Here is a 22,082-nt window from a genome sequence, read left to right as displayed (position 1 = left end):
GCGGCGTGCCCTATGCTTGCCGCCATGGAGACCGTCCGCCTGCTGGATCTGCACATCGACCGCCCTGCCCAGCAGGTGCGGCGAGGGGATCAGGTATTGCCGGTCGGCGGGTTGAGTTGGCGGCTGCTGGACTGCCTGCTGGCCCACGGCAACGCCGTCGTCGATTTCGACACGCTCGCCGATCAGGTCTGGGCACCGGCGGTGGTCGGCGAGGATGCGATCAGCCAGCGGGTGAAGCTGCTCCGGCAGGCGCTGGGCGATGACGGCCGTCGGCCGCGCTACATCCGCTCGGTTCGTGGCCGTGGCTACCAGTTGTGCGCCTCGCCGCAGCCGGTGATGCGTGATGCCGTTGCCAGCGCCGGCACGGAGGGCGCTCCCGTCGCACCCGGCGCGCGCGCACCCGCACGGTGGGTCTGGCTGGCTGGGGTAACGGTCGTCGCTGCTGCCGTTGTGTTCGCCTTGGTACGTCCCGCCAGCGCACCGGCGTCGCCAGCGGAGGCGGTGCTGCAGCGCGCCGCCTATTACGCGGGCATCGGCCAGGCCAGCAACAACGAACGGGCGATCGCGTTGTACCGCCAGGCGCTGCAGATCGACCCTGAATCGCTAAGCGCACGGCGTGGACTCGCCCGAGCGCTGGCGGCCGATGCCTGCTTGTTCAACGGCGCGCGCGAGCGTGCGCAGGAGGCGCTGGTGTTGAGCAGCCAGCTGGTGCTCAAGGCGCCGGAAGATGCCGCCGGCTGGGCCGCACGCGGCTATGCCCACGACTGCCTCGGCGCGATGTCGCACGCCATGGCGGACTACCGGCAGGCCCTGCGGCGCGACCCGGGTGACGAGCGCACGCGCGCATCGCTGGCCTATCTGCAGCAGGAAAAAGGCGACCTCGCGCAGGCCTTGCAGGACAACCTGTCACTGCGCGCGCCCGAGCGGGTTCGCTTCCGCGACGTACAGGTCGCACGCGAACTGGAGCTGTTGGGGTTCACCGATGCGGCCGCTCGCCGGCACGCGCACAACTTCCAGCTCTATCCGGACAATGTGTTCGCCAACATCGCCTGGCCGCACAGCCTGTTGGCAATGGGGGAGTCGGCAAAAGCACAGCAGGCGCTGGATCAGGCACTGGCTCGCGGGACGCCACATCCGCAGTTGCTGCGCCTGCAGGGCGAGATGCTGCTGTTGCGCGGGAATCGGAAGGGCGCCGCCGAAGCCTTCGAGCAGAGCCGGGCATTGCGCCCGCAGCAGTCGATGGGGCAGACCCTGGCCGGCCTCTATGGCGATCCGGCGCCTGCCCCGACCTGGATCGCCGAGCGCCTGCAGATGCTGGAAGGGCAAGGCGATGATGGCTGGTCCGACACCGCACTGGAGCGTGCGATGGTGCTGCAGGCCCAGGGCGATGAGGCCGCTGCGCTGGTGGCCCTGCATCACGCGGTGAACGCCGGCTTCCGCGACGCGGCGTGGTTGCGCGCCACCCCTTTGTTTGCGCCGCTGCACGGTGCGGCCGGCTGGCAGGAACTGCTCGACATGATCGAGAAAGACGTATCCGCCCAGCGCGCCCGGGTGTTGGCCGCTCCATGGCGGCCAACAGACCTCGACGGCCTCAGCGCAGCGCGGGCAGCAGGAACTCGGTAAGGATGCGGCGCGACTGCGGGTGGGCGTAGCTGCGGTTGTAGGCCTGGCTGGTGATCACCGCGACCAGCTTCTTGCCGGGTATCACGAACACGTAGTTGCCGCCGTTGCCGGACATCGTCCACACGGTGCTGTCGTGCCCGTCGACCGGAAGCTTCAGCCCCCACCATTGATAGCCGTAGTCGCTGCCATCACCGGCGGTGGCCTGCGCGCTGAGCATCGCCCGCACATAGCGGGTCGGGATCAATTGTTTGCCTTGCCAGCGTCCCTCGGCCAGCACCAGTTCGCCCAACCGTGCCAGGTCCCGGCTGCGGTAACGCGTCCCACCGCCGCCCATGCCGATGCCTTCCGGTGAGCGGTTCCACGTGCTCGTGGTGATGCCCAGCGGGCGCTCCAGCACCTGCGCGGCGTAGTCGGCCAAGGGCCGCTTCGTGGCCTGTTCCAGTACTGCGCCGAGCACGAAGGAATTGGCCGTGCAGTAGGCATGCGCGCGGCCGTGCGGGCTGTCTTCCGGTCGCGTCATCCACGGTGCGAAACCCTTGACCGGCAGCGACAGCGCGAAGTCCAGCCAGTGCTCGGTCACGTACATGCGCTCTTCATTGCCGGCCGAGAACGCATTCTCGTCATCGCACTCCCACAGCGTGCTCATGGTGAGCAGATCTTCCACCGTCATCGCGCGCAGCCGGGGATCGACTGGATGGCCAGCCGTGAACGCGGGGAAGTAGTCGTACACACGGGCCTGTACGCCGGGCAGGGACCCGTCGCCGATGGCCGCGCCGACCAGCATCGCGGTCACGCTCTTGCTGGCCGAGCGCACGTCATTGAGGGTCTCCGCCGTGCCGCCGTTGAAGTAGCCCTCGTACGCCACCTGGCCGTCCACCAGCAGCAGGATGCTGGTGACCTGCTTGATGTCCTGGCTGGCGAGCGCCGACTCCAGTGCGGTGATCCGGGCGCTGTCCAGCACCGCGGGTGTGGCGGAAGCAGCCAGTGGCAGGGCGGCCGCCAGGGCGAAGACCAGGGCGGCAAGTCGGTGTCGGTAGGGGTGCATGGGCAAGGCTCCTCGAGATGAGGGCCGACTACGCCATGACGCGGTCTGAAGTGCTGGAAAGGCGTCTGAAGAATTCTGAAAGCCCGCCGCAGCAGGCCTCCAGGGTCATCAGCGCGGTGCACTCCAGACGCTGTTCGGGTCGCCCTGCTGCGCGCGGCGCAGGCTCGCACGGGCCAGCGTGGCAAAACCAAAGGCCAGTGCCAGCGCCACCGCGTCCACCCAGAACAGCGGCCAGTAGCCCCGTGCCGCGCTCGCCCATGGCCAGTAGCCGGTCAGGCCGCCGTGCACCACCGCTACCAGCGCGGTGCTGATCGCGGCCGCCCACAGCAGCTCACGGGCCGCCTGGTCGGGGCGACGCAGTGCCGCCCACAGCGCACACGCGGCCCAGGTGGCGAAACAGATCCAGCGGATGCCGTGATCCACGGCCTGCGGCGCGACCTGCTCCAGGATCTGGGCGCCCACGAAGCTCGCCGAGACTGCCACGCACAGCCCGATGCAGACCCCCACCGTGGCCCGGGCCATATTGATCTGCGCGCGCCCCTGTTCCACCTGGCGCCGCTTGCGACGCGATTCGATCCACAGCAGGTTGCCGGAGTAGAACAGGAAGGCGCCGCCCAGGCCGAGCAGGAAGTACAACCACACCACCACGCCATTGCCGAATTCACCGAAATGCAGCGCGTAGGCGGCACTCAGGGTGGCGTGGTTGGCATCGCGCTGGCCAGGCAGCTGGCTGCTCAGCAGGCGGCCGCTGGCCGCATCCAGGCCGACCGCGCCGAGCGGCCCCAGGGTGCCCCCGGATTCGCCGGTGATCTCGATCGTGGCGTTGGCATCGCCGGCATGGGCGAGCTTGAGGAAGGCCGGCTCGAAATCGGCCACGCCCTGCGCCCGGGCCACCTCGATGGCGCGGGCATGCAGCATGCGCAGGTTGGTTTCATCGCCTGGCTGGCCGCTGGGCTCGCGTACCGGCGCGGTGTCCATCGCTGCCGGCACCGCCTGCAGCAGCTTGCCGTCGAAGATCAGCGGATTCAGCGCCGCCATCTGCAGGAAGATCAGGCAGAGCAGCGCGCCGGTGACCGCGAACATCAGGTGGAAGGGCAGGCTGAGCACGCCGATCACGTTGTGCGCGTCCTGCCACATCTGCTTGAGATTGCGGCCCGGGCGCAGTGCGAACAGATCGCCCAGCAGTCTGGGCAGGTGGATGACCAGGCCGCTGAGCAGGGCCACGCCATACAGCAGGCTGACGATGCCCATCAGGTAGGTGCCCGCGACCGGCAGGCCCAGGCTGTAATGCAGCTCGTTGACCAGCTCGGCCAGTCCGGTCTGTGGCGGGGTCACGCTGCCGTCGTAATGGTCCAGCCAGGCGTACAGCCAGGTGCCCTTGGCATCCTGCCAATACGCGATCGGCTGTGGATGATCCGCCCCCGGGAAGGTCATGCCCACATGGGCGCGTGCGGCCGGATGGCGCTCGAGCACCCCCTCGAGCAGGCGCTGCGCGTCGTCCAGGCTCGCGGCCGGGGTATCCACCGCATGCGGCGTCTGCCACAGCGGCAGATCGTGGTGGAACAGGGTCAGCGCACCGGCGTAGAACGCCACGAACAGGGCGAAACCGGCGACCAGGCCGACCCACGTATGCAGCGTGGTGAAGGTGCGCAGGGTATGGGAACTGAACTTCATCGTATCGCTCTCATTGCACCGCGCCGGTCAGGCGCAGCAGCCACAACAGGCCGAATCCGGCCAGGGCGGTCGCGCTCATCACGGCCCACGCCCGCAGCCCGGTGCGGAAGCTGAAGGCCCAGATCGCCGCCAGCATCCACAGCGGAATGAAGGCGATCAGGCTGGGCACCAGCGCGCTCTGCCACGGCCCCGGCGGCAGCCAGGCGACCAGGCCGGTGGCCGCGGCCGCGACGAAGAATCCCGCCAGGAGGCCGGCGCCCGCGCGGACCCACATCAGCGCATCACCTGTGCCGGACGATGCCACGCGGCCAGCAGCGGCAGCGCGATCGCCACCAGCATCCAGCTGCACAGCATCACCACCACGCCGGTGGCGATGCCCAGGTTGGCGATCCACAGCCACAGCGCCGCCACCGCAGCCACCAGACTGATCTGCCGGCCAAGGCGGCCGGCACGGCGCAGGCGCGGCCAGCGGCAGTGCGGTGAGGCGGCATACAGCGCCAGCGCCGAGAACGCCGAGCCGGCCAGCGCCAGGCTGCAGAAGCCAAGCGAGGTCAGGGCGACGGTAATCATCGGGCGGCTGCCGGCATGGGCGACAGAGCGCGGCAGGCCGGGAAGGAAGCGGGGCAGGGCATGGGGGAATCCAATCGGCAATCCTGTCCTGGGCAGGACAGTAATCCGCGCATGGTAATCATTGCGGTTTGTGGGCGCCACACGGGCGCATTCAGGCGGTCCCGTTGCCTGGCCGCCGCCGGAGCGGCGCATTCATCGGCGGATTGGTTTAAGATCAGGGCATCTCTATCGAGGCAACAAGGTGGCCCGCGCCCTGCGCCGGTCTAGCGTGTGACATGAGCACTACCACCGCCCACCGCTGAACGCCCCCGACGGCCCCTGACGCAGGCGCCTTCGTGGCGCTTTTTTTATTGCCTCGCCCCCGGATTCTCCAGGCCCCCTGCGGGCCACCAGACCAAAGCACTCTCATGATCGCGATCACGCTCCCCGACGGCAGCCGCCGTGAATTCGAACATCCCGTCAGTGTCATGGACGTCGCCCAGTCGATCGGCGCCGGCCTGGCCAAGGCCACCATCGCCGGTTCGGTGGATGGCGTGCTGGTCGATGCCAGTGACGTCATCGACCACGATGCCAGCCTGCGCATCATCACCGCCAAGGACGAGGAGGGCGTCGAGATCATCCGCCACTCCGCCGCCCATCTGGTCGGTCATGCGGTCAAGCAGCTGTACCCGGACGTCAAGATGGTGATCGGCCCGGTCATCGCCGAAGGCTTCTACTACGACATCTACTCCGAGCGTCCGTTCACGCCCGAGGACATGGCCGCCATCGAAAAGCGCATGGGCGAGCTGATCGCGCAGGACTACGACGTCATCAAGAAGGTCACTCCGCGTGCCGAGGTCATCGAGATCTTCAAGGCCCGTGGAGAAGACTACAAGCTGCGCCTGATCGACGACATGTCGCCGGATATTCAGGCCATGGGCATGTACTACCACCAGGAATACGTGGACATGTGCCGCGGCCCGCACGTGCCCAACACGCGCTTCCTGAAGGCCTTCAAGCTGACCCGCATTTCCGGCGCCTATTGGCGCGGCGACGCGCAGAACGAGCAGCTGCAGCGCGTCTACGGCACCGCCTGGGCCGACAAGAAGCAGCTCGATGCGTACATCAAGCGCATCGAAGAAGCCGAAATGCGCGATCACCGCCGCATCGGCAAGCAGCAGGACCTGTTCCACCTGCAGGAAGAGGCCCCGGGACTGGTGTTCTGGCACCCCAAGGGCTGGGCGCTGTGGCAGGTGGTCGAGCAGTACATGCGCAAGGTGTACCGCAATACCGGCTACGGCGAAGTGCGCTGCCCGCAGATCCTGGACGTGTCGCTGTGGCAGAAGTCCGGCCATTGGGACAACTACCAGGACGCGATGTTCTTCACCGAGTCGGAGAAGCGTACCTACGCGCTCAAGCCGATGAACTGCCCGGGCCACGTGCAGGTGTTCAACCAGGGGCTGCACAGCTACCGCGATCTGCCGATCCGCTACGGTGAGTTTGGTGCCTGCCACCGCAACGAGCCCTCCGGCGCGCTGCACGGCATCCTGCGCGTGCGTGGCTTTACCCAGGACGACGGCCACGTGTTCTGCACCGAAGACCAGGTCGAGGCGGAAGTGACCGCGTTCCACCAGCAGGCGCTGGCGGTGTACCAGCACTTCGGCTTCGAGGAGATCCAGGTCAAGATCGCGCTGCGCCCCGAATCGCGCCTGGGCGATGACAGCACGTGGGACAAGGCGGAGGGCGCATTGCGCTCGGCCCTGTCCAGCTGCGGGGTGGAGTGGCAGGAGCTGCCGGGCGAGGGCGCCTTCTACGGCCCGAAGATCGAGTACCACCTCAAGGATGCCATCGGCCGTACCTGGCAGCTGGGCACGATGCAGGTCGACTTCATGATGCCTGGCCGCCTTGGCGCCGAGTATGTGGACGAAAACAGCCAGAAGAAGCATCCGGTCATGCTGCACCGCGCGATCGTCGGTTCCATGGAGCGTTTCCTGGGCATCCTGATCGAGCACCATGCCGGCCAGTTCCCGGCCTGGCTGGCCCCGACCCAGGTGGTGGTGGCCAATATCACCGATGCGCAGGCTGAATACGTCAGCGAAGTGCGGAAAACCCTTGCAGATCAAGGCTTCCGCGTGAACGCCGATTTGCGCAACGAGAAGATCGGATATAAGATTCGCGAGCATACGCTGCAGCGGGTCCCGTACCTGCTGGTGGTTGGCGACCGTGAGAAGGAAAATGGCGCCGTGGCCGTGCGTACGCGCTCTGGCGAAGATCTGGGCAGCATGTCCGTCCAGGCCTTCATCGAGCGGTTGCAGGCAGAACAGTCCGTGTAAGAAAGTCCCGGCCCTGCGGATGCTCCGCGATGGGCCGGTTTGATTCCTCTGGGAGATTGCAATATCAGTACCCCTGACAACAAACAGAACCGCAAGAATCAGGAAATCCGGGTGCCGCGCGTCCGCGTGATCGGCAGCGACGGAGAAATGATTGGTGTGTTGACGCGTGACGAAGCGCTGTCGATGGCCGAAGACGAAGGTCTGGACCTGGTCGAGATTCAGCCGCAGGCTGATCCGCCGGTGTGCAAGATCATGGACTTCGGCAAGTTCAAGTTCGAAGCGCAGAAGAAGGCCAATGAGGCCAAGAAGAAGACCAAGCAGGTCGAGATCAAGGAAGTGAAGTTCCGCCCGGTCACCGATGAAGGTGATTACCAGATCAAGCTGCGCAAGATGCGCGGTTTCCTGGAAGAGGGCGACAAGATCAAGGTCAACATCCGCTTCCGTGGCCGTGAAATGAGCCATCAGGAACTGGGTCGCGAGATGGCCAGCCGGATCGAAGGTGATCTGGGCGAGGACATCGTGATCGAGTCCCGTCCGCGCCTTGAAGGCCGGCAGATGGTGATGATGATCGCGCCCAAGAAGAAGTAACCGCCCACCGGGGGGGTAGAGCCGACCGTTGGTCGGCTGCACACCCCACCGTGGCGATGGGTAGAGCCGACCGTTGGTCGGCTGCACCGAGCGCTCGCTCGGCTTCCCCGCTTCGCGCACCACACGGCGGGCGCCCACCGGCGCCTTCTGCCGTTTTCCGCGTGCGCGGCTTGGCATGACGCCGGCCCTCGCGGCCGTTCCGTTCAGGTTCGTCCGCCCCGCGGTAAACATTCGCCCAATCAACAGTTTGCAACCTCCCGTGTTCACGGGCATAATGGGCGGCCCCGTTTTGCGGGGGTGCTGTTTTGAACGGTTTCCCGCCCCATAAAGGCACGCTGTTTCAACGGCAAACAGGACCGGCCTGGTTCCCATAGGGGATCCCGGGCTTACAAGCAGGCAAGGGCACGGACGGAAAGTGTGGCAATGCCACCGCCCTGGTCAGTGACAAAACATCATCAAGGACATAGCAATGCCCAAGATCAAGACCAACCGGGCGGCGGCCAAGCGCTTCCGCAAGACCGCGTCCGGCAAGTTCAAGGCTGGCCACGCCAACCGTAGCCACATCCTCACGAAGAAGTCGACCAAGCGGAAGCGCAATCTGCGTCAGACGAACCATGTTCGTGCAGAAGACGCAGGCCGTTTGAACCGTATGCTTCCCTACCTCTGAGGACTGACCCATGGCACGAGTAAAGCGTGGCGTACAGGCGCGTCGCCGCCACAAGAAAATTCTGACCCTGGCGAAGGGTTACTACAACGCTCGCCGCAAGGTCTTCCGCGTTGCCAAGCAGGCCGTGATCAAGGCACAGCAGTACGCCTACATCGGTCGTAAGCAGAAGAAGCGCAACTTCCGTTCGCTGTGGATCACCCGCATCAACGCGGCTGCCCGCATCAACGGCCTGAGCTACAGCCGTTTCATGAACGGCCTGCTCAAGTCCGGCATCACCCTGGACCGTAAGGTTCTGGCTGACATCGCCGTGCACGACGCAGCTGGTTTTGCTGCACTGGCCGAAAAGGCCAAGGGCGCACTGGCGGCATAAGTCCATTCCCCTGCCGTTGCCGTTCACGCGCAACGGCTGTGGGTAAGGCAAATGCATGGGGAAGGGCGCAAGTCCTTCCCCATTCTTTTTTGTGTTGGCGGTGGCCCTCCCGGTGCCATCGATCGACAGCGGTGGCGACGGGGGTCGGCCCGACGCGCATCGCGATGGCATACCGACGCGAGGCTCCGGCTATCCATGAGTGACATCCAATCCCTGACCACGCAGGCACTGGCCGACGTGGCCGCTGCCCAGAGCCCCGATGCGCTGGAAGCCCTGCGCGTGGCCCTGCTGGGCAAGAACGGCAGCATCACCGCCCAGCTCAAGCAGCTCGGTGGCCTGCCGGCCGAAGAGCGCAAAGCCGCCGGCGAAGCCATCAACCGTGCCCGTGACGCGCTGACCAGCGCGCTGGGTGATCGCAAGACCGTGCTGGAAGACGCTGCGCTGGACGCGCGCCTGGCCGCTGAAGCGATCGACATCACCTTGCCGGGCCGTCGCGAAGAGCGCGGTGGCCTGCATCCGGTGACCCGTACCCTGGAGCGCATCACCGAGATCTTCGGCCGGCTCGGTTACGAGCTCTCCGAAGGTCCGGAAATCGAAGATGACTGGCACAACTTCGAAGCGCTGAACTTCCCGCCGCACCACCCGGCGCGCGCGATGCACGACACCTTCTATTTCGGCGACGGCCGCCTGCTGCGCACGCATACCTCCGGTGTGCAGGTGCGCTACATGGGCGAGCACGCACCGCCGCTGCGCATGATCGCCGCTGGCAAGGTGTACCGCAGCGACAGCGACCAGACCCATTCGCCGATGTTCCACCAGGTGGAAGGTCTGCTGGTCGATGAGCACTCCACGTTTGCCGATCTCAAGGGCACGCTGTCCGAGTTCGTGCGCGCGTTCTTCGAGCGCGATTTCGAGATGCGTTTCCGTCCCAGCTACTTCCCCTTCGTGGAACCGGGCGCGGAAGTGGACATTGCCTGGCAGCAGCCCGATGGCAGCACCCGCTGGCTGGAAGTGCTCGGCTGCGGCATGGTCCACCCGAACGTGCTGCGCAGCGTTGGCATCGATCCGGAGCGCTACACCGGCTTCGCCTTCGGCCTGGGCGTGGAGCGCTTTGCGATGCTGCGTTACGGCGTCAACGACCTGCGCGCATTCTTCGAAAACGACGTGCGGTTCCTGAAGCAGTTCGCGTAAGCGCGTCAGCGTAGCGCCGGGCCATGCCCGGCTGGACAGGATTGAAGACCATCACGGCCCAGGCGCCTGCGCCGGGCCCACCAGGGTGACACCATGAAATTCTCTGAAAACTGGCTGCGCAGCCACGTCCCGACCACCGTTTCGCGCGATGAACTCAGCGCGGTGCTGACCGCGATCGGTCTGGAAGTGGAAGAGGTCGATGCGCTGGGCGATGGCCTGCAGCATGTGGTCGTGGCGAAGATCATTTCCGCCGAACGCCATCCCGAAGCCGACCGCCTGCAGATCTGCCAGGTCGATGCGGGGCAGGGCGAGCACCTGCAGATCGTCTGTGGCGCGCCGAACGCGCGCCCGGGTCTGGTCGCGCCGCTGGCGATGGTCGGCGCGCAGATCGGCGATCTGAAGATCAAGCCGGCCAAGCTGCGTGGCGTGGACTCCAACGGCATGCTGTGCTCGGCCAAGGAGCTGGGCCTGGACACCGATGCCTCGGGCCTGTTCGAACTGCCGGACGATGCGCCGGTCGGCCAGACCCTGATCGAGTACCTCGGCCTGCCCGACGCCAGCATCGAGATCAAGCTGACCCCCAACCGCGCCGATTGCTTCAGCATCCGCGGCATCGCCTTCGACGTGGCCGCCGCGTGCGCCAGTGAAGTGGTGCCGTTCGATGCTGCGCCGGTCGCCGCCGTGGGCTCGCGTGAGCTGACGATCCAGCTGGACGCCGGCGCCGAGGCCCCGCGTTACGTGGGCCGCGTGATCGAAGGCGTCAACGCCCGCGCCGCCACCCCGTTGTGGATGGCCGAGCGCCTGCGCCGCAGTGGCGTGCGCCCGGTCTCGCTGCTGGTGGACGTCACCCAGTACGTGATGCTGGAACTCGGCCAGCCGATGCATGCCTTCGATCTGGGCACCCTGCAGGGCCGCATCGGCGTGCGCCGTTCGCGTACGGGTGAAACCCTGAAACTGCTCGACGGCCGCGACGCCGCGCTGGACGACAGCTTCCTGCTCGTCACCGATGCGGACCGCCCGATCGCGCTGGCCGGCCTGATGGGCGGCTTCGATACGCGCGTCACCGACGACACCACGAACGTCTTCCTGGAGGCCGCGCACTTCGCGCCCGCCGCGATCATGGGCCGTGGCCGCAAGCTGGGCCTGCACACCGATGCCGGCCACCGCTTCGAGCGCGGCGTCGACCCGGCGCTGCCGCGCACGGCGATCGAGTACGCCACCCGCCTGATCCTGGATCTGGCCGGCGGCACCCCGGCGCCGGTCACCGAGGCGCGCGCCGCGCAGGACAGCGCCAGTGCCGCGGGAGGCAGGATGCCGGGAGCGGCTGAGACTGACCTGCCCGCGACCACCACCATCGGCCTGCGCCGCGCCCGTATCGCGCGCGTGCTGGGCATCCAGATCGCCGATGCCGATGTGGAGCGCATCCTGCGCGCGCTGGGCATGGAGGTGGCCGCGACCGCCGATGGTTGGCAGGTCACCGCGCCGAGCCGCCGCTTCGACATCGCCATCGAAGAAGACCTGATCGAAGAGCTGGCCCGCATCCACGGGTACGAGCAGATTCCAACCACGCTGCCGGGCGGTGCCTCGCGCGTGGCGATGCCGACCGAGACCCGTCTGGACGATCTGAGCGTCCGTCGCCAGCTGGTCGCTCGTGACCTGCAGGAAACCATCAACTACGCGTTCGTCGATGCCGCGCTGCTTGCACAGTGGCAGCTGGGCGAGGGTCTGGTCGCGCTGGCCAACCCGCTCTCCGCAGAACTGGCGGTGATGCGCCCGTCGCTGCTGCCGGGTCTGGTCGCCACCCTGGGCCGCAACGCCGCGCGCCAGCTGGGCCGCGTGCGCCTGTTCGAACTGGGCCGCGTATTCCATCAGCAGGCCGGCGAAGGCCAGCCCGCGCCGCTGGAAACCCAGCGCGTGGCCGCCGCGATCTGTGGCGATGCCGACACCCAGCAGTGGGGTCTGCCGACCCGCAAGGTCGATTTCCACGACCTCAAGGGCGACCTGGAATCGCTGGCCGCGGCCAGTGGCGCCGCGCTGGTGTTCACGCCGTCGCAGCGTCCGTATGGCCACCCCGCACGGTCGGCCGAGGTCTCCCGTGACGGCGTCAGCCTGGGCTGGATCGGCCAGATCCACCCGCGCCTGGCCAAGGCCATGGAGATTGACGTGGACGTGTTCGCCTTCGAGCTGGACCTGGCGCCGTTGGCCGCCCGCGCGCTGCCGCGCGCGACCGAGCTGTCGCGCTTCCCGTCGATGCGCCGCGATCTGGCGTTCCTGGTGCCCGAGGCCGCGGCCTGGGCCGACCTGGAAGCGACCCTGCGCCGCGCCGTCGGCCCGCTGCTGCGGGAGGTCACCCTGTTCGACCGGTACGTCGGCCAGGGGGTCGAGCCGGGGTTCAAGAGTCTCGCTATGGGCTTGATTTTGCAGGACAAGTCGCGCACTCTGACGGACCGCGACGTGGATGCGGTGGTGGCCGAGGCGGTCTCTGCCATGGAGCGTGAACATCACGCCCGGATCCGCGGTTGAGCGGGAAGCATGGGGGATAGCAGGCAATGGCATTGACCAAGGCGGAGATGGCCGAGAAGCTGTTCGACGAAGTCGGTCTGAACAAGCGCGAAGCCAAGGAATTTGTCGACGCGTTCTTCGATGTGCTGCGTGAAGCATTGGAACAGGGACGTCAGGTGAAGCTGTCCGGCTTCGGGAATTTCGACCTGCGGCGCAAGAACCAGCGCCCGGGTCGCAACCCCAAGACCGGTGAGGAAATTCCGATTTCCGCCCGTACGGTGGTCACCTTCCGTCCGGGCCAGAAGCTCAAGGAAAGGGTAGAGGCATATGCTGGATCCGGGCAGTAACCGAGAGCTTCCGCCGATACCGGCCAAGCGCTACTTCACCATCGGTGAGGTCAGCGAACTGTGCGACGTCAAGCCGCACGTGCTGCGTTACTGGGAAACCGAGTTCCCCAGTCTCGAGCCGGCCAAGCGCCGCGGCAATCGCCGCTACTACCAGCGCCACGATGTGCTGATGGTCCGCCAGATCCGCGGCCTGCTGTACGAGCAGGGCTACACGATCGGCGGCGCGCGCCTGCGCCTGGAAGGTGCCGATGCGCGCGAGGAATCGGCGCTGAGCAACCAGATCATCAAGCAGACGCGGATGGAACTGGAAGAAGTGCTGCAATTGCTGCGCCGCTGAACCATTTTTCACGCAAACCCGTTATACTCGTCGGCCCGCTGAGAGGCGGGGACATTGCCAGCATCATCGGGGCGTAGCGCAGCCTGGTAGCGCATCTGCCTGGGGGGCAGAGGGTCGTCGGTTCAAATCCGGCCGTCCCGACCAATGTTGGTGATTCGATCAAAGGCTTGTGCAGCGATGCGCAGGCCTTTTTTCTTTTTGGGCTGCTGTGGGTTGCCCGTCATACCACCGCTCGATCAACGTGGCGATCACCTTGGCGTTGTCCGGTTGTCCGGTTGTCCTTGCCGCCGGTGCGTAGTACGTCGGTCGCACATCTCTTCCGGCGGGTCACTCACCGTTGGATGCAGGCCGCGGTCGGAAGGTATGACGCCGTTGCGTCAATGCCCGTGCAACGGCAGCGGCCGGTCGATCACCACATCTTTCATCACCAGGGTCGATGTGAGCCGCTGCACACCGGGCAGGGCAGAGAGGTGTTCGTCGTAGAGCTGCCGGAACGCGGCCAGGTCGCGGGTGATGACGTGCAGCAGGTAGTCCGGATCGCCGAACAGGCGCTGCGCCTGCAGCACCTGGGGCACGTCGGCGACGGCATGCTCGAAGGCGTCCACCGCGTGGCGGTCGCCGTCGCGCAGGGTGATGAACACCAGCGCCGAGAACTTCAGGCCCAAGGCGGCGGGATCCAGCTCGGCGCGGTAGCCGCGGATCGCGCCGGACTGCTCCAGCGCACGCACGCGGCGGTGGCAGGGCGAGACGCTCAGGCCGATGCGCTCGGCCAATTCGGTCACGGTGAGGCGGCCGTCTTTCTGCAGCTCGGCAAGAATTCGCTGGTCGGTGGCATCCATGCGCAAGAGTTTCCTCCTGCAGGCCGGCGCAGGGCAAGTCTTTGGAAGCACATTCCAGAGTCGCGGGAATATTCTTCTGTCTGGCACGCAGATCGCGGCAAGACCGCCCATTGGACCCCATGCAACCCAGCGTCATCGTCGCCTTCTGGGCGGTCTCGATCCTCTTCGTGCTCACCCCCGGTGCGGATTGGGCGCATGCGATCGCCGCCGGCCTGCGCGGGCGGGCGGTCGTGCCTGCGGTGGCCGGACTGTTGTCTGGCCATCTGCTGGCGATCGGGCTGGTCGCCGCGGGCGTTGGCGCGATGTTCGCCCGTGCGCCGGTCGCGCTGCACGTGCTGACCGTGCTTGGCGCGCTGTATCTGCTGTGGCTGGGCATCGGCCTGCTGCGCCATCCGCCGGTGGCCGCAGCCGAAGATGCGGGAGCGGTGACGGGATGGCGCCACTGGGCAGTCAAGGGCGCCTGCGTCAGCGGCCTCAATCCCAAGGTGCTGTTGTTGTTTCTGGCGCTGCTGCCCCAGTTCATTTCCGCCAGCGCGGCATGGGCGATGCCGGTGCAGATCATCGCACTGGGCATGGTGCACCTGGTCAGCTGCGGGGCGGTCTATCTGGCCGTCGGCTATGGCGCCGGTGCCGTGCTGCGCACCCGCCCACGTGCATCACGCATGGTCGGCCGCATCTCGGGCGCCGCCATGATCCTGATCGCCGTGCTGTTGCTGAGCGGAACCGGCACACTCTGACCCCCACGTTGTCCCCACGAGGATCCTTGGCATGACCGAACAGCTCCATCCCTACGCGACGCCGGGCAGCGCCCCGGTCCCGGCACCGCGCGTGCGCATTCCGCATCTGCAGCAGATGAAGGAGCGCGGCGAGAAGTGGGCCATGCTCACCGCCTACGACATGTACACCGCGGCGATCTTCGAAGACGCCGGCATTCCGGTGCTGCTGATCGGCGATTCGGCCTCCAACAACGTGTTCGGCAACGACTCGCTGCTGCCGGTCACGGTTGATGAGCTGATGCCGCTGGTGCGCGCGGTGAGCCGCTGCACGCGGCGACCGCTGGTGATCGCCGATCTGCCGTTCGGTTCCTATCAGGCCTCGCCGGAGCAGTGCTTCCACACGGCGGTGCGCTTCATGAAGGAAGGCGGCGCCCATGCGGTCAAGCTGGAGGGCGGCATCGAGATGGTGCCGCAGGTCCGCAAGCTGGTCAGCTGCGGCATCCCGGTGATGGCGCACATCGGCTTCACCCCGCAATCGGAGCACCAGCTCGGTGGCTTCCGTGTGCAGGGGCGGGGCGAGGATGGCGCACGGCTGATCGAGGAAGCGCGCGCGCTGGAAGCCGCAGGTGCGTTCGCGGTGCTGATGGAGATGGTGCCCGGCGCGGTCGCCGCACAGATCACCGCCGCGCTGAAGATTCCGACGGTAGGCATCGGGGCCGGCAGCGACTGCGATGCACAGGTGCTGGTCTGGCAGGACATGGCCGGGCTGCGCACCGGCAAGCTGCCGCGCTTCGTGAAGCAGTACGCGGATATGCACGGCGTGTTGCAGAAGGCCGCGCGTGAGTTCGCGGAAGAGGTTGGGGCAGGCACCTTCCCCGGCCCGGAACACACGTTCTGATTGACCTGATCGACGTTCGTACCACCTGAGGCGCGTGTCCACGGTATCGCCGCGCGGCGGTACCGTGTCGCCTGCGTCATCGAATCGTCATGCGGGCCACGTACCTTCGCCGCACCTGGGGGCGAGGTGGGATCGTGGCCGAACACGCAAAACGGCGTTTGGCGCGCATGTTTCTGGAGCAGGGGCCGGTGCTGCGGGGATTCTTCACCCGCCGCGGCGCGCGCCAGGATGCCGAGGACATGGTGCAGGAGACCTATCTGCGCTTGCTGCGCGCACATGAGGATCAAGGCGAGGCAATCGCCAATCCCGAGGCCTACCTGTTTACCGTCGCGCAGAATCTCGCACGCGAGCAGGCCGCACGGCGGCGCTGGTCGATGCTGCCCATCGACGATCTTGAACACCTCACCACGCTGCTGAGCGGCGAAGAAACCGTGGAGGATGCCGCCGAGCGCGAGCAGCGCCGCGTGCAGCTGCAGGCCCTGCTGGGCACCTTGCCCGAGCACACCCGCGCGGTGCTGGTGATGCAGTACCGTGACGGCCTCAGTTACAAGGAAATCGCCGAGCGGCTGGGCGTGTCCTCGCACATGGTCAAGAAGCACGTGGTACGCGGACTTTCCGTGTGCCGCCGTGCATTGGCCGGCCACGCGGAGGCGTGGTGAGCGAGTTTCCCGCACCGCGTCCTTCCCTCGCCAGCGAGGCCGCGCACTGGCATGCGCTGCAGCGCCAGGGCGGGCTGACCGCCGAACAACAACGCCAGTTCATGACGTGGCTGGTGACCTCACCGGCGCACCTGCGCGAGTACATCACGGTCAGCCGCGTCGCCACCGAACTCGGCGATGCGCTGCGTGACATGGCAGTGGATCTGGACGCACTGATCGCCGCCGGGCCACCGCCCGCCGACGACAACGTGGTGGCCTTGCCGGTACGGCGACGCCCTCCACCGCCCGCGGCCTCCCGTGCGCCGCGCCGGCACCTGCCGGGCATCGCCGCGGCGGCCGCGTTGCTGCTGGGCGTTGCGTTCGCCGGGCACATGGCGTGGCCACAGACCCGCCACTATGTGGCGGCACACGGCGCACCGCAGCGATTTGCGCTGCCGGACCACACCGTCGTGCATCTGAACGCGGAAAGTGAACTGTCGATCCGCTTCACCTTGTTGAGCCGCCGCGTGGAGCTCTCGCGCGGGCAGGCGAGCTTTGTGGTGGCCGAGGAGCGCCGTCCCTTCGCGGTGCATGCGGCCGGGCTGGAGGTGCGCGATATCGGCACGACGTTCGACGTGTCGCTGCGGCGCGAGCAGGCGCGCATCGAGGTAGCCGAAGGCAGCGTACAGGTGCGCGGCGATTCCGGTCAGGGACGTCTGCTGGCCGACCTGCATGCCGGGCAGAGCGCCCACATCGACTACCGCGATCAGACCGTCAGCCTCCGCCAGCAGCACACCGACACGATGACCGCGTGGTGGCGACGACGCGTCGTGTTCCAGGACGAACCGCTGCGCGAGGTGGTCGAGCAGTTCAATCGACTCAACAACGTGCGTCTGCAGGTGGACGACGATGTCGCCGGGGCGCTGCGACTGACCGGCAATCTGCGTGGCGACGATCTTGCATCGCTTCGTACCTTCCTCGATCAGCAGCCATCGCTGCGTACACGCGTGGTCGACAAGCAGATCCACGTGAGCAGCGCCTCGGCGGCGGAAATCAACACGAAACAGCCGTGATGGCGCTATCGGCGCGTCATCGCGCGGCGCACGCCGAGCGGCTGTCAAAAAAAATTCATCGAAATCCCGGTGCCCGATCCTCGCCCTGCGCCCTCGTAGTCCAGGCAAGCGCGAACGATTCCGTCTCGCGACGCTCATACCACCCCACTGGACTTCTACGATGCGCCGCATTCTTTTCCTTTCGATCGCTCTTGCCCTGCAGAGCGCCGCCGTCACCGCCACCGCGCAGGACACCCGCGTGGCCAGCGAGGCGATTCCCGCCCAACCGCTGGACCGTGCACTCAACGATCTGTCGCGCCAGACGGGCCTGCAGTTTGTCTACAACGCGCAGCAGGCCGGCAACCCGCGTACCCGCGCGATGCCGGCGGGGCTGGCCCCGCAGCAGGCGCTGGAGCAGCTGCTGGACGGCACCGGGCTGCGCTACCGCTATCTCAACGACACCACGGTCACCATCGAAGCACGCAGTGACGCCGCACCGTCGGGCACGTCCGCCGTGCCCGTCGCCACATCCGACGTGGCATTTGAAGCGGCCCCCGCGGCCGAAGGCGCGGGCCTGCAGCAGCTGGAGCGCATCGACGTGGTCGGCAGCTACAGCCGCAGCCTGGAGCAGGCGGTGGACATCAAGCGCGCCACCATCGGTTTCTCCGACTCGATTGTGGCCACCGACGTGGCCGATTTTCCCGAGCAGAACCTGGCCGAAGCCCTGCAGCGCATGCCGGGCGTGACCATCGAACGTGACAAGGGCTTGGGCAGCCGCGTCAACGTGCGTGGCCTGCCGTCGGAGTACACCCATGTCTCGATCAACAACCTGGCCACGGCATCGGGCAGCGGCGGGCGTGACATCGAGTTTGACATCTTCGCCTCGGAGATCATCCAGCAGGTGACGGTGTTGAAATCGCCGACCGCCGCGGACGAAGAGGGCGGCATCGCCGGCTCGGTGCAGATTTCCACCGCGCGCCCGTTCGACTACACCGGCCGCAAGCTGGTCGCGTCGGTGGAAGGGGCGCACAACTCGATCTCTGAAGAGGTCGACCCGAAATTCTCCTTCCTGGCCAGTGACACCTGGGGCGACTGGGGTGGCCTGGTGTCCTTCGCCACCGCCAAGCGCAGCAACCGCACGGACGCCACCTCGGGCATCAACTTCCGCCCGATGTCGCGCTTCCTCGGTGCGTCCGGCACGCGCGGCACGCAGGCTGCTGCCGTGCTGGCGCGCGATGCCGGCGTGGTGGTCAAGAACCGCAACAACACCGATGAAAGCAACCTGATCGTGTTCCAGGACAAAGTGGGCGACCGTGTCTTCGTCAACGACCAGGACAAGTGGGGTGCCACCGCTTCGCTGCAATACAAGCCGAGCAGCCGTTTCAGCCTGACCTTCGATGCGATGCGCGGCGGCTACGACACCACCGAAGACGAGTACGACGCGGCTGCATATTCGGCGTCCAGCCGCAGCACGCTGGAGACCATCCACGATTACGACGCCAGCACGTTGTCGCAGTACGGCATCGTGGTGCTGCGCGATGTGTCCTACACCGCCACCCAGCACGAGATGCTGAGCAAGGAGCGGATCAACAAGACCGATTTCAGCCAGTACAGCGTGGCGATGGATTGGCAGGGCGACACCTGGGGCGTGGATGCGATGGTCGGTTACTCCGGCGCCGACAAGACGCTGGATGCCAGCAACCTCAAGCATGTGGCCTACGCGCCTTCGCGAACCCGCTGGACCGGCAAGAGTGGCGAGACGATACCCAGCGCCAACCCGGCCAGCATCGACATGTACAACGCCTCGGACAAGTATCTGTTCGAAGCGTATGAGACGACGTTGGAGAAGGTCAGCGATGACAAGTATGCCGCCCAGGTGGATGTGACCAAGGCGCTGGAACTGGCCTTCCTGCCGGCGCTGCGCAGCGTGCAGTTCGGCGCGCGCTACACCGACAAGTCCAAGCAGCGCGAATACGGAGAGGCCAAGATCTACGGGCCGGGCCCGGGCAACAACAGCTGGGTGAACACGCGCACCCTGGCCGACAGTCCGTTGCAGTCGATCGCCGATATCGTGCCCGGCGGTGGCTATTCGGTGAAGGACCTGGACTGGAAGATGGTCTCCAACGACTACGCACGCAGTGCGTTCCGCTATCCGGGCTTCGCAACGCCATTCGATCCGGGCCAGTACTACCGGGTCGACGAGAACGTGACCAGTCTGTACGCGATGACCGACATCGGCTTCGATGTGGGCCACGTGCCGGTGTCGATCAACGCGGGCGTGCGCTATGTGGATACCTCGGTGCAGTCCTCCGGCTTCCACCCGATCCAGCGGGCAGACGGTAGCACCGGCTATACCGACACGCCCGTCTCGCGCAAAGGCAGCTACAACGATCTGCTGCCGAGCCTGAATGCGACCGCCGAACTGGCCGAGGGACTGGTGCTGCGGGGTGCCGCCTCCAAGACCTTCATCCGCCCGGCATTGACCGACATCGCCTACAAGCGCACCGCCAGCTGGAGCTCGTTCCGTTTCACCGATGGCAACCCGGACCTGCAGCCGACCTATGCCAAGCAATGGGAGCTGGGTCTGGAGAAGTACCTGGACAACGGCGGCCTGCTGGCGGCCTCGTACTTTCACAAGAAGATTGACGGCGTGGTGATCAATGCGCTGACCGGCGTGGTGCCGGATGTGGCGGTGTACAACGCCAACGGCTCGCTCAACGGCACCTATGATTTCGACGTGTACCAGCCGATCAATGCCGATGGCACCTACGTTGTGAAAGGCGTCGAGCTGATCGCGCAGCTGCCGCTGAGCATGCTGCACCGTTCGCTGGAAGGCTTCGGCATCAATGCCAACTACACGATGCTGGACAGTTCGCTGGCCGGCGAATCCGATCTGGGCGTGAGCACGCCGATGCCGGGGCTCTCGGAGAAGTCGTACAACATGACCGTCTACTACGAGAACGAGCGCTTCGACGCGCGCGTGTCGTACAACCACAAGGGTGAGTACGTTGAATCGATCGGCTACAACATGTACCCGATCTGGCGCGATGACTACGGCCAGGTGGATGTGTCGATCGGCTACCGCCTGACCGACAGCATCAAGCTCAGCCTGAAGGGCATCAACCTGACCAACCAGGCGACCACCGGCTACACGATGGATCCCGCGTTCCCGACGATGTACGAGCGCTCCGGTCGCCGGATCAGCCTCGGCCTGCGCGCGGATTTCTGAGCCACCTTCGCGGTGCATCCGGAGGCACGTGCGCGTGCCCCGGATGCGGCTGCCCGTTTGTGAGGAACATCCGATGCGACATGTTTTCTTCCTGCCGCTTGTGGCCGTGCTGGCGTGGCCAATGGTCTCCGAGGCGGCCGGTGACGATGCCGGCCGCAGCTGGCAGGCCGGCGACCACCACGTCCACAGCGAGTGGAGCGTGGACTGGGATCGCAGGACCACGCCGCCCACGCCGATCCGTGGCGGCGACTCGTCCTACACCCGCACCCATAACGCCCGGCAGGCGCTCGCCAATGGGTTGACCTGGGTGGTGCATACCGATCATGGCGGGCCGGGGCATTCGGCGGTCACCCGGGACCATGCGTGGCCGGCGCTGCTGGATGCCCGCCGCGAGGTGCCCGGACTGATCCAGTTCAACGGCATGGAATTCGATGTACCGGCCGGCGAGCACGCCTCGCTGATCATCGCCCCCGGCCCGGATGAGCGCGAGCAGCTGGTCGCGATCGAACGCGATTACGGCCGCAGCGAGCCGCTGCAGGGAAGCCGCGACGACGGGCAGACGATGCTCGATGCACTGGTCCACATGCGGTCGCTGCCGGCACCGCCGTTGATGTTCATCAATCACCCCGCGCGCACTGCCACCGCCATGGGCCGGTGGGGCGACGTCGCGCCCGATGAACTGCGTGCCTGGCATGCGGCCGCACCGCAGGTGCTGGTTGGCATGGAAGGCGCGCCGGGCCATCAAGCCACCCGTGTCCATCGCGGCCTGTATCGCAATGCGGATGCACCGACCCTGGGCGGTTTCGACCAGATGACAGCGACGGTCGGCGGCATCTGGGACACGCTGTTGTCCGAGGGGCATCGCTTCTGGATCACGGCCAGCTCCGATTCGCACGTCAACCAGCGTGATGGCGGCAGTGACTTCGATCCGGGCCAGTACAGCAAGACCCATGTCTGGGCGCGGCGGGACGCCGAGGACATCCTCGATGGCCTTCGACACGGACGGATGTTCGCGGTCACCGGTGATCTGATCGATGCACTGGAGCTGCGTGCGACTGCGAACGACGACGAGGCACGTAGTGCCACGATGGGCGGCACGCTGTCGATGTCGCCTGGCGCCTCCATGCGCGTGGAACTGCGGGTGCGTGTACCGGCCTCAGCCAATCACGCTGAGCGGCACCCGGTGCTGGATCACGTGGAGTTGATCGTGGGCGGCCCCGGCGGTGGCAATGGGCCTGTGATGCAAACGCGTGTGTTCGGCGCCAGCGACTGGCAGGTGGACGGCGCATGGCGCTCGGTGTCCTGGGTGTTGCCGGTCCCCACCCGGGGCGGTTTCGTCCGTGCCCGCGGCAGCAGTACTGCGGAGGTGACGCCGCTGCCCGATGTGCCCGGTGAAGATCCCTGGCAGGACCTGTGGTTCTACTCCAATCCCGTCTTTGTCGAGGCCGTGCGCTGAGCGGGTGTCGATCCGCTGGGGCGGCGTG

General features: G+C 66.6%; 20 protein-coding genes and 1 tRNA gene. 16 read left to right on the top strand and 5 right to left on the bottom strand.

Annotated features, from left to right (window positions below; all coding sequences use genetic code 11):
- Nucleotides 1-24: 24 nt before the first annotated feature.
- A complete protein-coding gene (locus ABE483_RS12060; protein WP_346481759.1) occupies nucleotides 25-1,623 on the top strand; it encodes a winged helix-turn-helix domain-containing protein in 1,599 nt (532 codons plus the stop codon).
- Here ABE483_RS12060 and ABE483_RS12055 read toward each other — a convergent pair.
- From ABE483_RS12055 to ABE483_RS12040, 4 genes are all read right to left on the bottom strand, one after another.
- Nucleotides 1,592-2,668, bottom strand: coding sequence for a serine hydrolase (locus tag ABE483_RS12055; RefSeq protein WP_346481758.1), 1,077 nt, complete (start codon nucleotides 2,666-2,668; stop codon nucleotides 1,592-1,594). The two genes, ABE483_RS12060 and ABE483_RS12055, sit on opposite strands and share 32 nt — an antisense overlap.
- Nucleotides 2,669-2,776: 108 nt before the next feature.
- A complete protein-coding gene (locus ABE483_RS12050; protein ID WP_346481757.1) occupies nucleotides 2,777-4,342 on the bottom strand; it encodes a PepSY-associated TM helix domain-containing protein in 1,566 nt (521 codons plus the stop codon).
- Nucleotides 4,343-4,352: 10 nt separating this feature from the next.
- Nucleotides 4,353-4,616 (bottom strand): hypothetical protein, encoded by a 264-nt coding sequence (locus tag ABE483_RS12045; RefSeq protein ID WP_313218962.1) that lies wholly within the window; start codon nucleotides 4,614-4,616, stop codon nucleotides 4,353-4,355.
- Nucleotides 4,616-4,912, bottom strand: coding sequence for a hypothetical protein (locus tag ABE483_RS12040; protein ID WP_088432535.1), 297 nt, complete (start codon nucleotides 4,910-4,912; stop codon nucleotides 4,616-4,618). Before ABE483_RS12040 ends, ABE483_RS12045 begins: the two co-directional genes overlap by 1 nt.
- 407 nt (nucleotides 4,913-5,319) lie before the next feature.
- On the opposite strand from ABE483_RS12040, the gene thrS reads away from it, so the two are divergent.
- From thrS to ABE483_RS11995, 9 genes are all read left to right on the top strand, one after another.
- Nucleotides 5,320-7,224, top strand: coding sequence for a threonine--tRNA ligase (gene thrS, locus ABE483_RS12035; protein WP_313218960.1), 1,905 nt, complete (start codon nucleotides 5,320-5,322; stop codon nucleotides 7,222-7,224).
- Nucleotides 7,225-7,272: 48 nt separating this feature from the next.
- Complete coding sequence (gene infC / locus ABE483_RS12030; protein WP_172838068.1) at nucleotides 7,273-7,812, top strand: translation initiation factor IF-3; 540 nt, start codon at nucleotides 7,273-7,275, stop codon at nucleotides 7,810-7,812.
- 469 nt (nucleotides 7,813-8,281) lie between these two features.
- Nucleotides 8,282-8,479, top strand: a complete 198-nt coding sequence (gene rpmI / locus ABE483_RS12025) for a 50S ribosomal protein L35 (protein WP_017355265.1) — start codon at nucleotides 8,282-8,284, stop codon at nucleotides 8,477-8,479.
- 10 nt (nucleotides 8,480-8,489) lie between these two features.
- On the top strand, nucleotides 8,490-8,849 hold the full coding sequence (rplT, locus tag ABE483_RS12020; protein ID WP_017355264.1) for a 50S ribosomal protein L20: 360 nt from the start codon (nucleotides 8,490-8,492) through the stop codon (nucleotides 8,847-8,849).
- A 195-nt stretch (nucleotides 8,850-9,044) separates the two neighbouring features.
- Complete coding sequence (locus tag ABE483_RS12015; protein WP_313208977.1) at nucleotides 9,045-10,040, top strand: phenylalanine--tRNA ligase subunit alpha; 996 nt, start codon at nucleotides 9,045-9,047, stop codon at nucleotides 10,038-10,040.
- A gap of 93 nt (nucleotides 10,041-10,133) precedes the next feature.
- On the top strand, nucleotides 10,134-12,563 hold the full coding sequence (gene pheT, locus ABE483_RS12010) for a phenylalanine--tRNA ligase subunit beta (protein WP_346481756.1): 2,430 nt from the start codon (nucleotides 10,134-10,136) through the stop codon (nucleotides 12,561-12,563).
- A 26-nt stretch (nucleotides 12,564-12,589) separates the two neighbouring features.
- The gene (locus tag ABE483_RS12005) at nucleotides 12,590-12,889 is read left to right on the top strand and encodes an integration host factor subunit alpha (RefSeq protein ID WP_005410432.1); all 300 of its coding nucleotides are present in this window, start codon (nucleotides 12,590-12,592) and stop codon (nucleotides 12,887-12,889) included.
- A complete protein-coding gene (locus ABE483_RS12000; RefSeq protein ID WP_019182707.1) occupies nucleotides 12,870-13,226 on the top strand; it encodes a MerR family transcriptional regulator in 357 nt (118 codons plus the stop codon). The genes ABE483_RS12005 and ABE483_RS12000 overlap by 20 nt, the downstream gene beginning before the upstream one ends.
- A gap of 67 nt (nucleotides 13,227-13,293) precedes the next feature.
- Nucleotides 13,294-13,370, top strand: a tRNA-Pro gene (locus ABE483_RS11995).
- 233 nt (nucleotides 13,371-13,603) lie between these two features.
- Here the strand turns inward: ABE483_RS11995 and ABE483_RS11990 are convergent.
- Complete coding sequence (locus ABE483_RS11990) at nucleotides 13,604-14,065, bottom strand: Lrp/AsnC family transcriptional regulator (protein ID WP_313208979.1); 462 nt, start codon at nucleotides 14,063-14,065, stop codon at nucleotides 13,604-13,606.
- A 119-nt stretch (nucleotides 14,066-14,184) separates the two neighbouring features.
- Between ABE483_RS11990 and ABE483_RS11985 the strand changes: the two genes are divergently transcribed.
- From ABE483_RS11985 to ABE483_RS11960, 6 genes are all read left to right on the top strand, one after another.
- A complete protein-coding gene (locus ABE483_RS11985; RefSeq protein ID WP_346481755.1) occupies nucleotides 14,185-14,802 on the top strand; it encodes a LysE family translocator in 618 nt (205 codons plus the stop codon).
- A gap of 31 nt (nucleotides 14,803-14,833) precedes the next feature.
- Nucleotides 14,834-15,679, top strand: coding sequence for a 3-methyl-2-oxobutanoate hydroxymethyltransferase (panB, locus tag ABE483_RS11980; protein WP_313218952.1), 846 nt, complete (start codon nucleotides 14,834-14,836; stop codon nucleotides 15,677-15,679).
- A gap of 134 nt (nucleotides 15,680-15,813) precedes the next feature.
- Nucleotides 15,814-16,338, top strand: coding sequence for a sigma-70 family RNA polymerase sigma factor (locus ABE483_RS11975; RefSeq protein WP_282262043.1), 525 nt, complete (start codon nucleotides 15,814-15,816; stop codon nucleotides 16,336-16,338).
- Nucleotides 16,335-17,390 carry a FecR domain-containing protein gene (locus ABE483_RS11970; RefSeq protein ID WP_346481754.1) on the top strand — a complete coding sequence of 352 codons (1,056 nt, stop codon included), beginning with the start codon at nucleotides 16,335-16,337 and terminating at the stop codon, nucleotides 17,388-17,390. Before ABE483_RS11975 ends, ABE483_RS11970 begins: the two co-directional genes overlap by 4 nt.
- A 160-nt stretch (nucleotides 17,391-17,550) precedes the next feature.
- Nucleotides 17,551-20,598, top strand: a complete 3,048-nt coding sequence (locus ABE483_RS11965; RefSeq protein ID WP_346481753.1) for a TonB-dependent receptor — start codon at nucleotides 17,551-17,553, stop codon at nucleotides 20,596-20,598.
- Between the two features lie 73 nt (nucleotides 20,599-20,671).
- Nucleotides 20,672-22,054, top strand: a complete 1,383-nt coding sequence (locus ABE483_RS11960; RefSeq protein WP_346481752.1) for a hypothetical protein — start codon at nucleotides 20,672-20,674, stop codon at nucleotides 22,052-22,054.
- Nucleotides 22,055-22,082 lie beyond the last annotated feature (28 nt).

This window comes from Stenotrophomonas sp. TWI602 (assembly GCF_039674045.1).
GTDB lineage: Bacteria > Pseudomonadota > Gammaproteobacteria > Xanthomonadales > Xanthomonadaceae > Stenotrophomonas.
The sequence above is the reverse complement of the archived record's forward strand: the minus strand, read 5'-3'. Positions and strand labels throughout refer to the sequence as shown.

Coding starts and splice junctions, on each gene's coding strand:
- ABE483_RS12060 (WP_346481759.1), top strand. CDS start 25: ATGGAGACCGTCCGCCTGCTGGATCTGCACATCGACCGCCCTGCCCAG.
- ABE483_RS12055 (WP_346481758.1), bottom strand. CDS start 2,668: ATGCACCCCTACCGACACCGACTTGCCGCCCTGGTCTTCGCCCTGGCG.
- ABE483_RS12050 (WP_346481757.1), bottom strand. CDS start 4,342: ATGAAGTTCAGTTCCCATACCCTGCGCACCTTCACCACGCTGCATACG.
- ABE483_RS12045 (WP_313218962.1), bottom strand. CDS start 4,616: ATGTGGGTCCGCGCGGGCGCCGGCCTCCTGGCGGGATTCTTCGTCGCG.
- ABE483_RS12040 (WP_088432535.1), bottom strand. CDS start 4,912: ATGATTACCGTCGCCCTGACCTCGCTTGGCTTCTGCAGCCTGGCGCTG.
- thrS (WP_313218960.1), top strand. CDS start 5,320: ATGATCGCGATCACGCTCCCCGACGGCAGCCGCCGTGAATTCGAACAT.
- rpmI (WP_017355265.1), top strand. CDS start 8,282: ATGCCCAAGATCAAGACCAACCGGGCGGCGGCCAAGCGCTTCCGCAAG.
- rplT (WP_017355264.1), top strand. CDS start 8,490: ATGGCACGAGTAAAGCGTGGCGTACAGGCGCGTCGCCGCCACAAGAAA.
- ABE483_RS12015 (WP_313208977.1), top strand. CDS start 9,045: ATGAGTGACATCCAATCCCTGACCACGCAGGCACTGGCCGACGTGGCC.
- pheT (WP_346481756.1), top strand. CDS start 10,134: ATGAAATTCTCTGAAAACTGGCTGCGCAGCCACGTCCCGACCACCGTT.
- ABE483_RS12005 (WP_005410432.1), top strand. CDS start 12,590: ATGGCATTGACCAAGGCGGAGATGGCCGAGAAGCTGTTCGACGAAGTC.
- ABE483_RS12000 (WP_019182707.1), top strand. CDS start 12,870: ATGCTGGATCCGGGCAGTAACCGAGAGCTTCCGCCGATACCGGCCAAG.
- ABE483_RS11990 (WP_313208979.1), bottom strand. CDS start 14,065: ATGGATGCCACCGACCAGCGAATTCTTGCCGAGCTGCAGAAAGACGGC.
- ABE483_RS11985 (WP_346481755.1), top strand. CDS start 14,185: ATGCAACCCAGCGTCATCGTCGCCTTCTGGGCGGTCTCGATCCTCTTC.
- panB (WP_313218952.1), top strand. CDS start 14,834: ATGACCGAACAGCTCCATCCCTACGCGACGCCGGGCAGCGCCCCGGTC.
- ABE483_RS11965 (WP_346481753.1), top strand. CDS start 17,551: ATGCGCCGCATTCTTTTCCTTTCGATCGCTCTTGCCCTGCAGAGCGCC.
- ABE483_RS11960 (WP_346481752.1), top strand. CDS start 20,672: ATGCGACATGTTTTCTTCCTGCCGCTTGTGGCCGTGCTGGCGTGGCCA.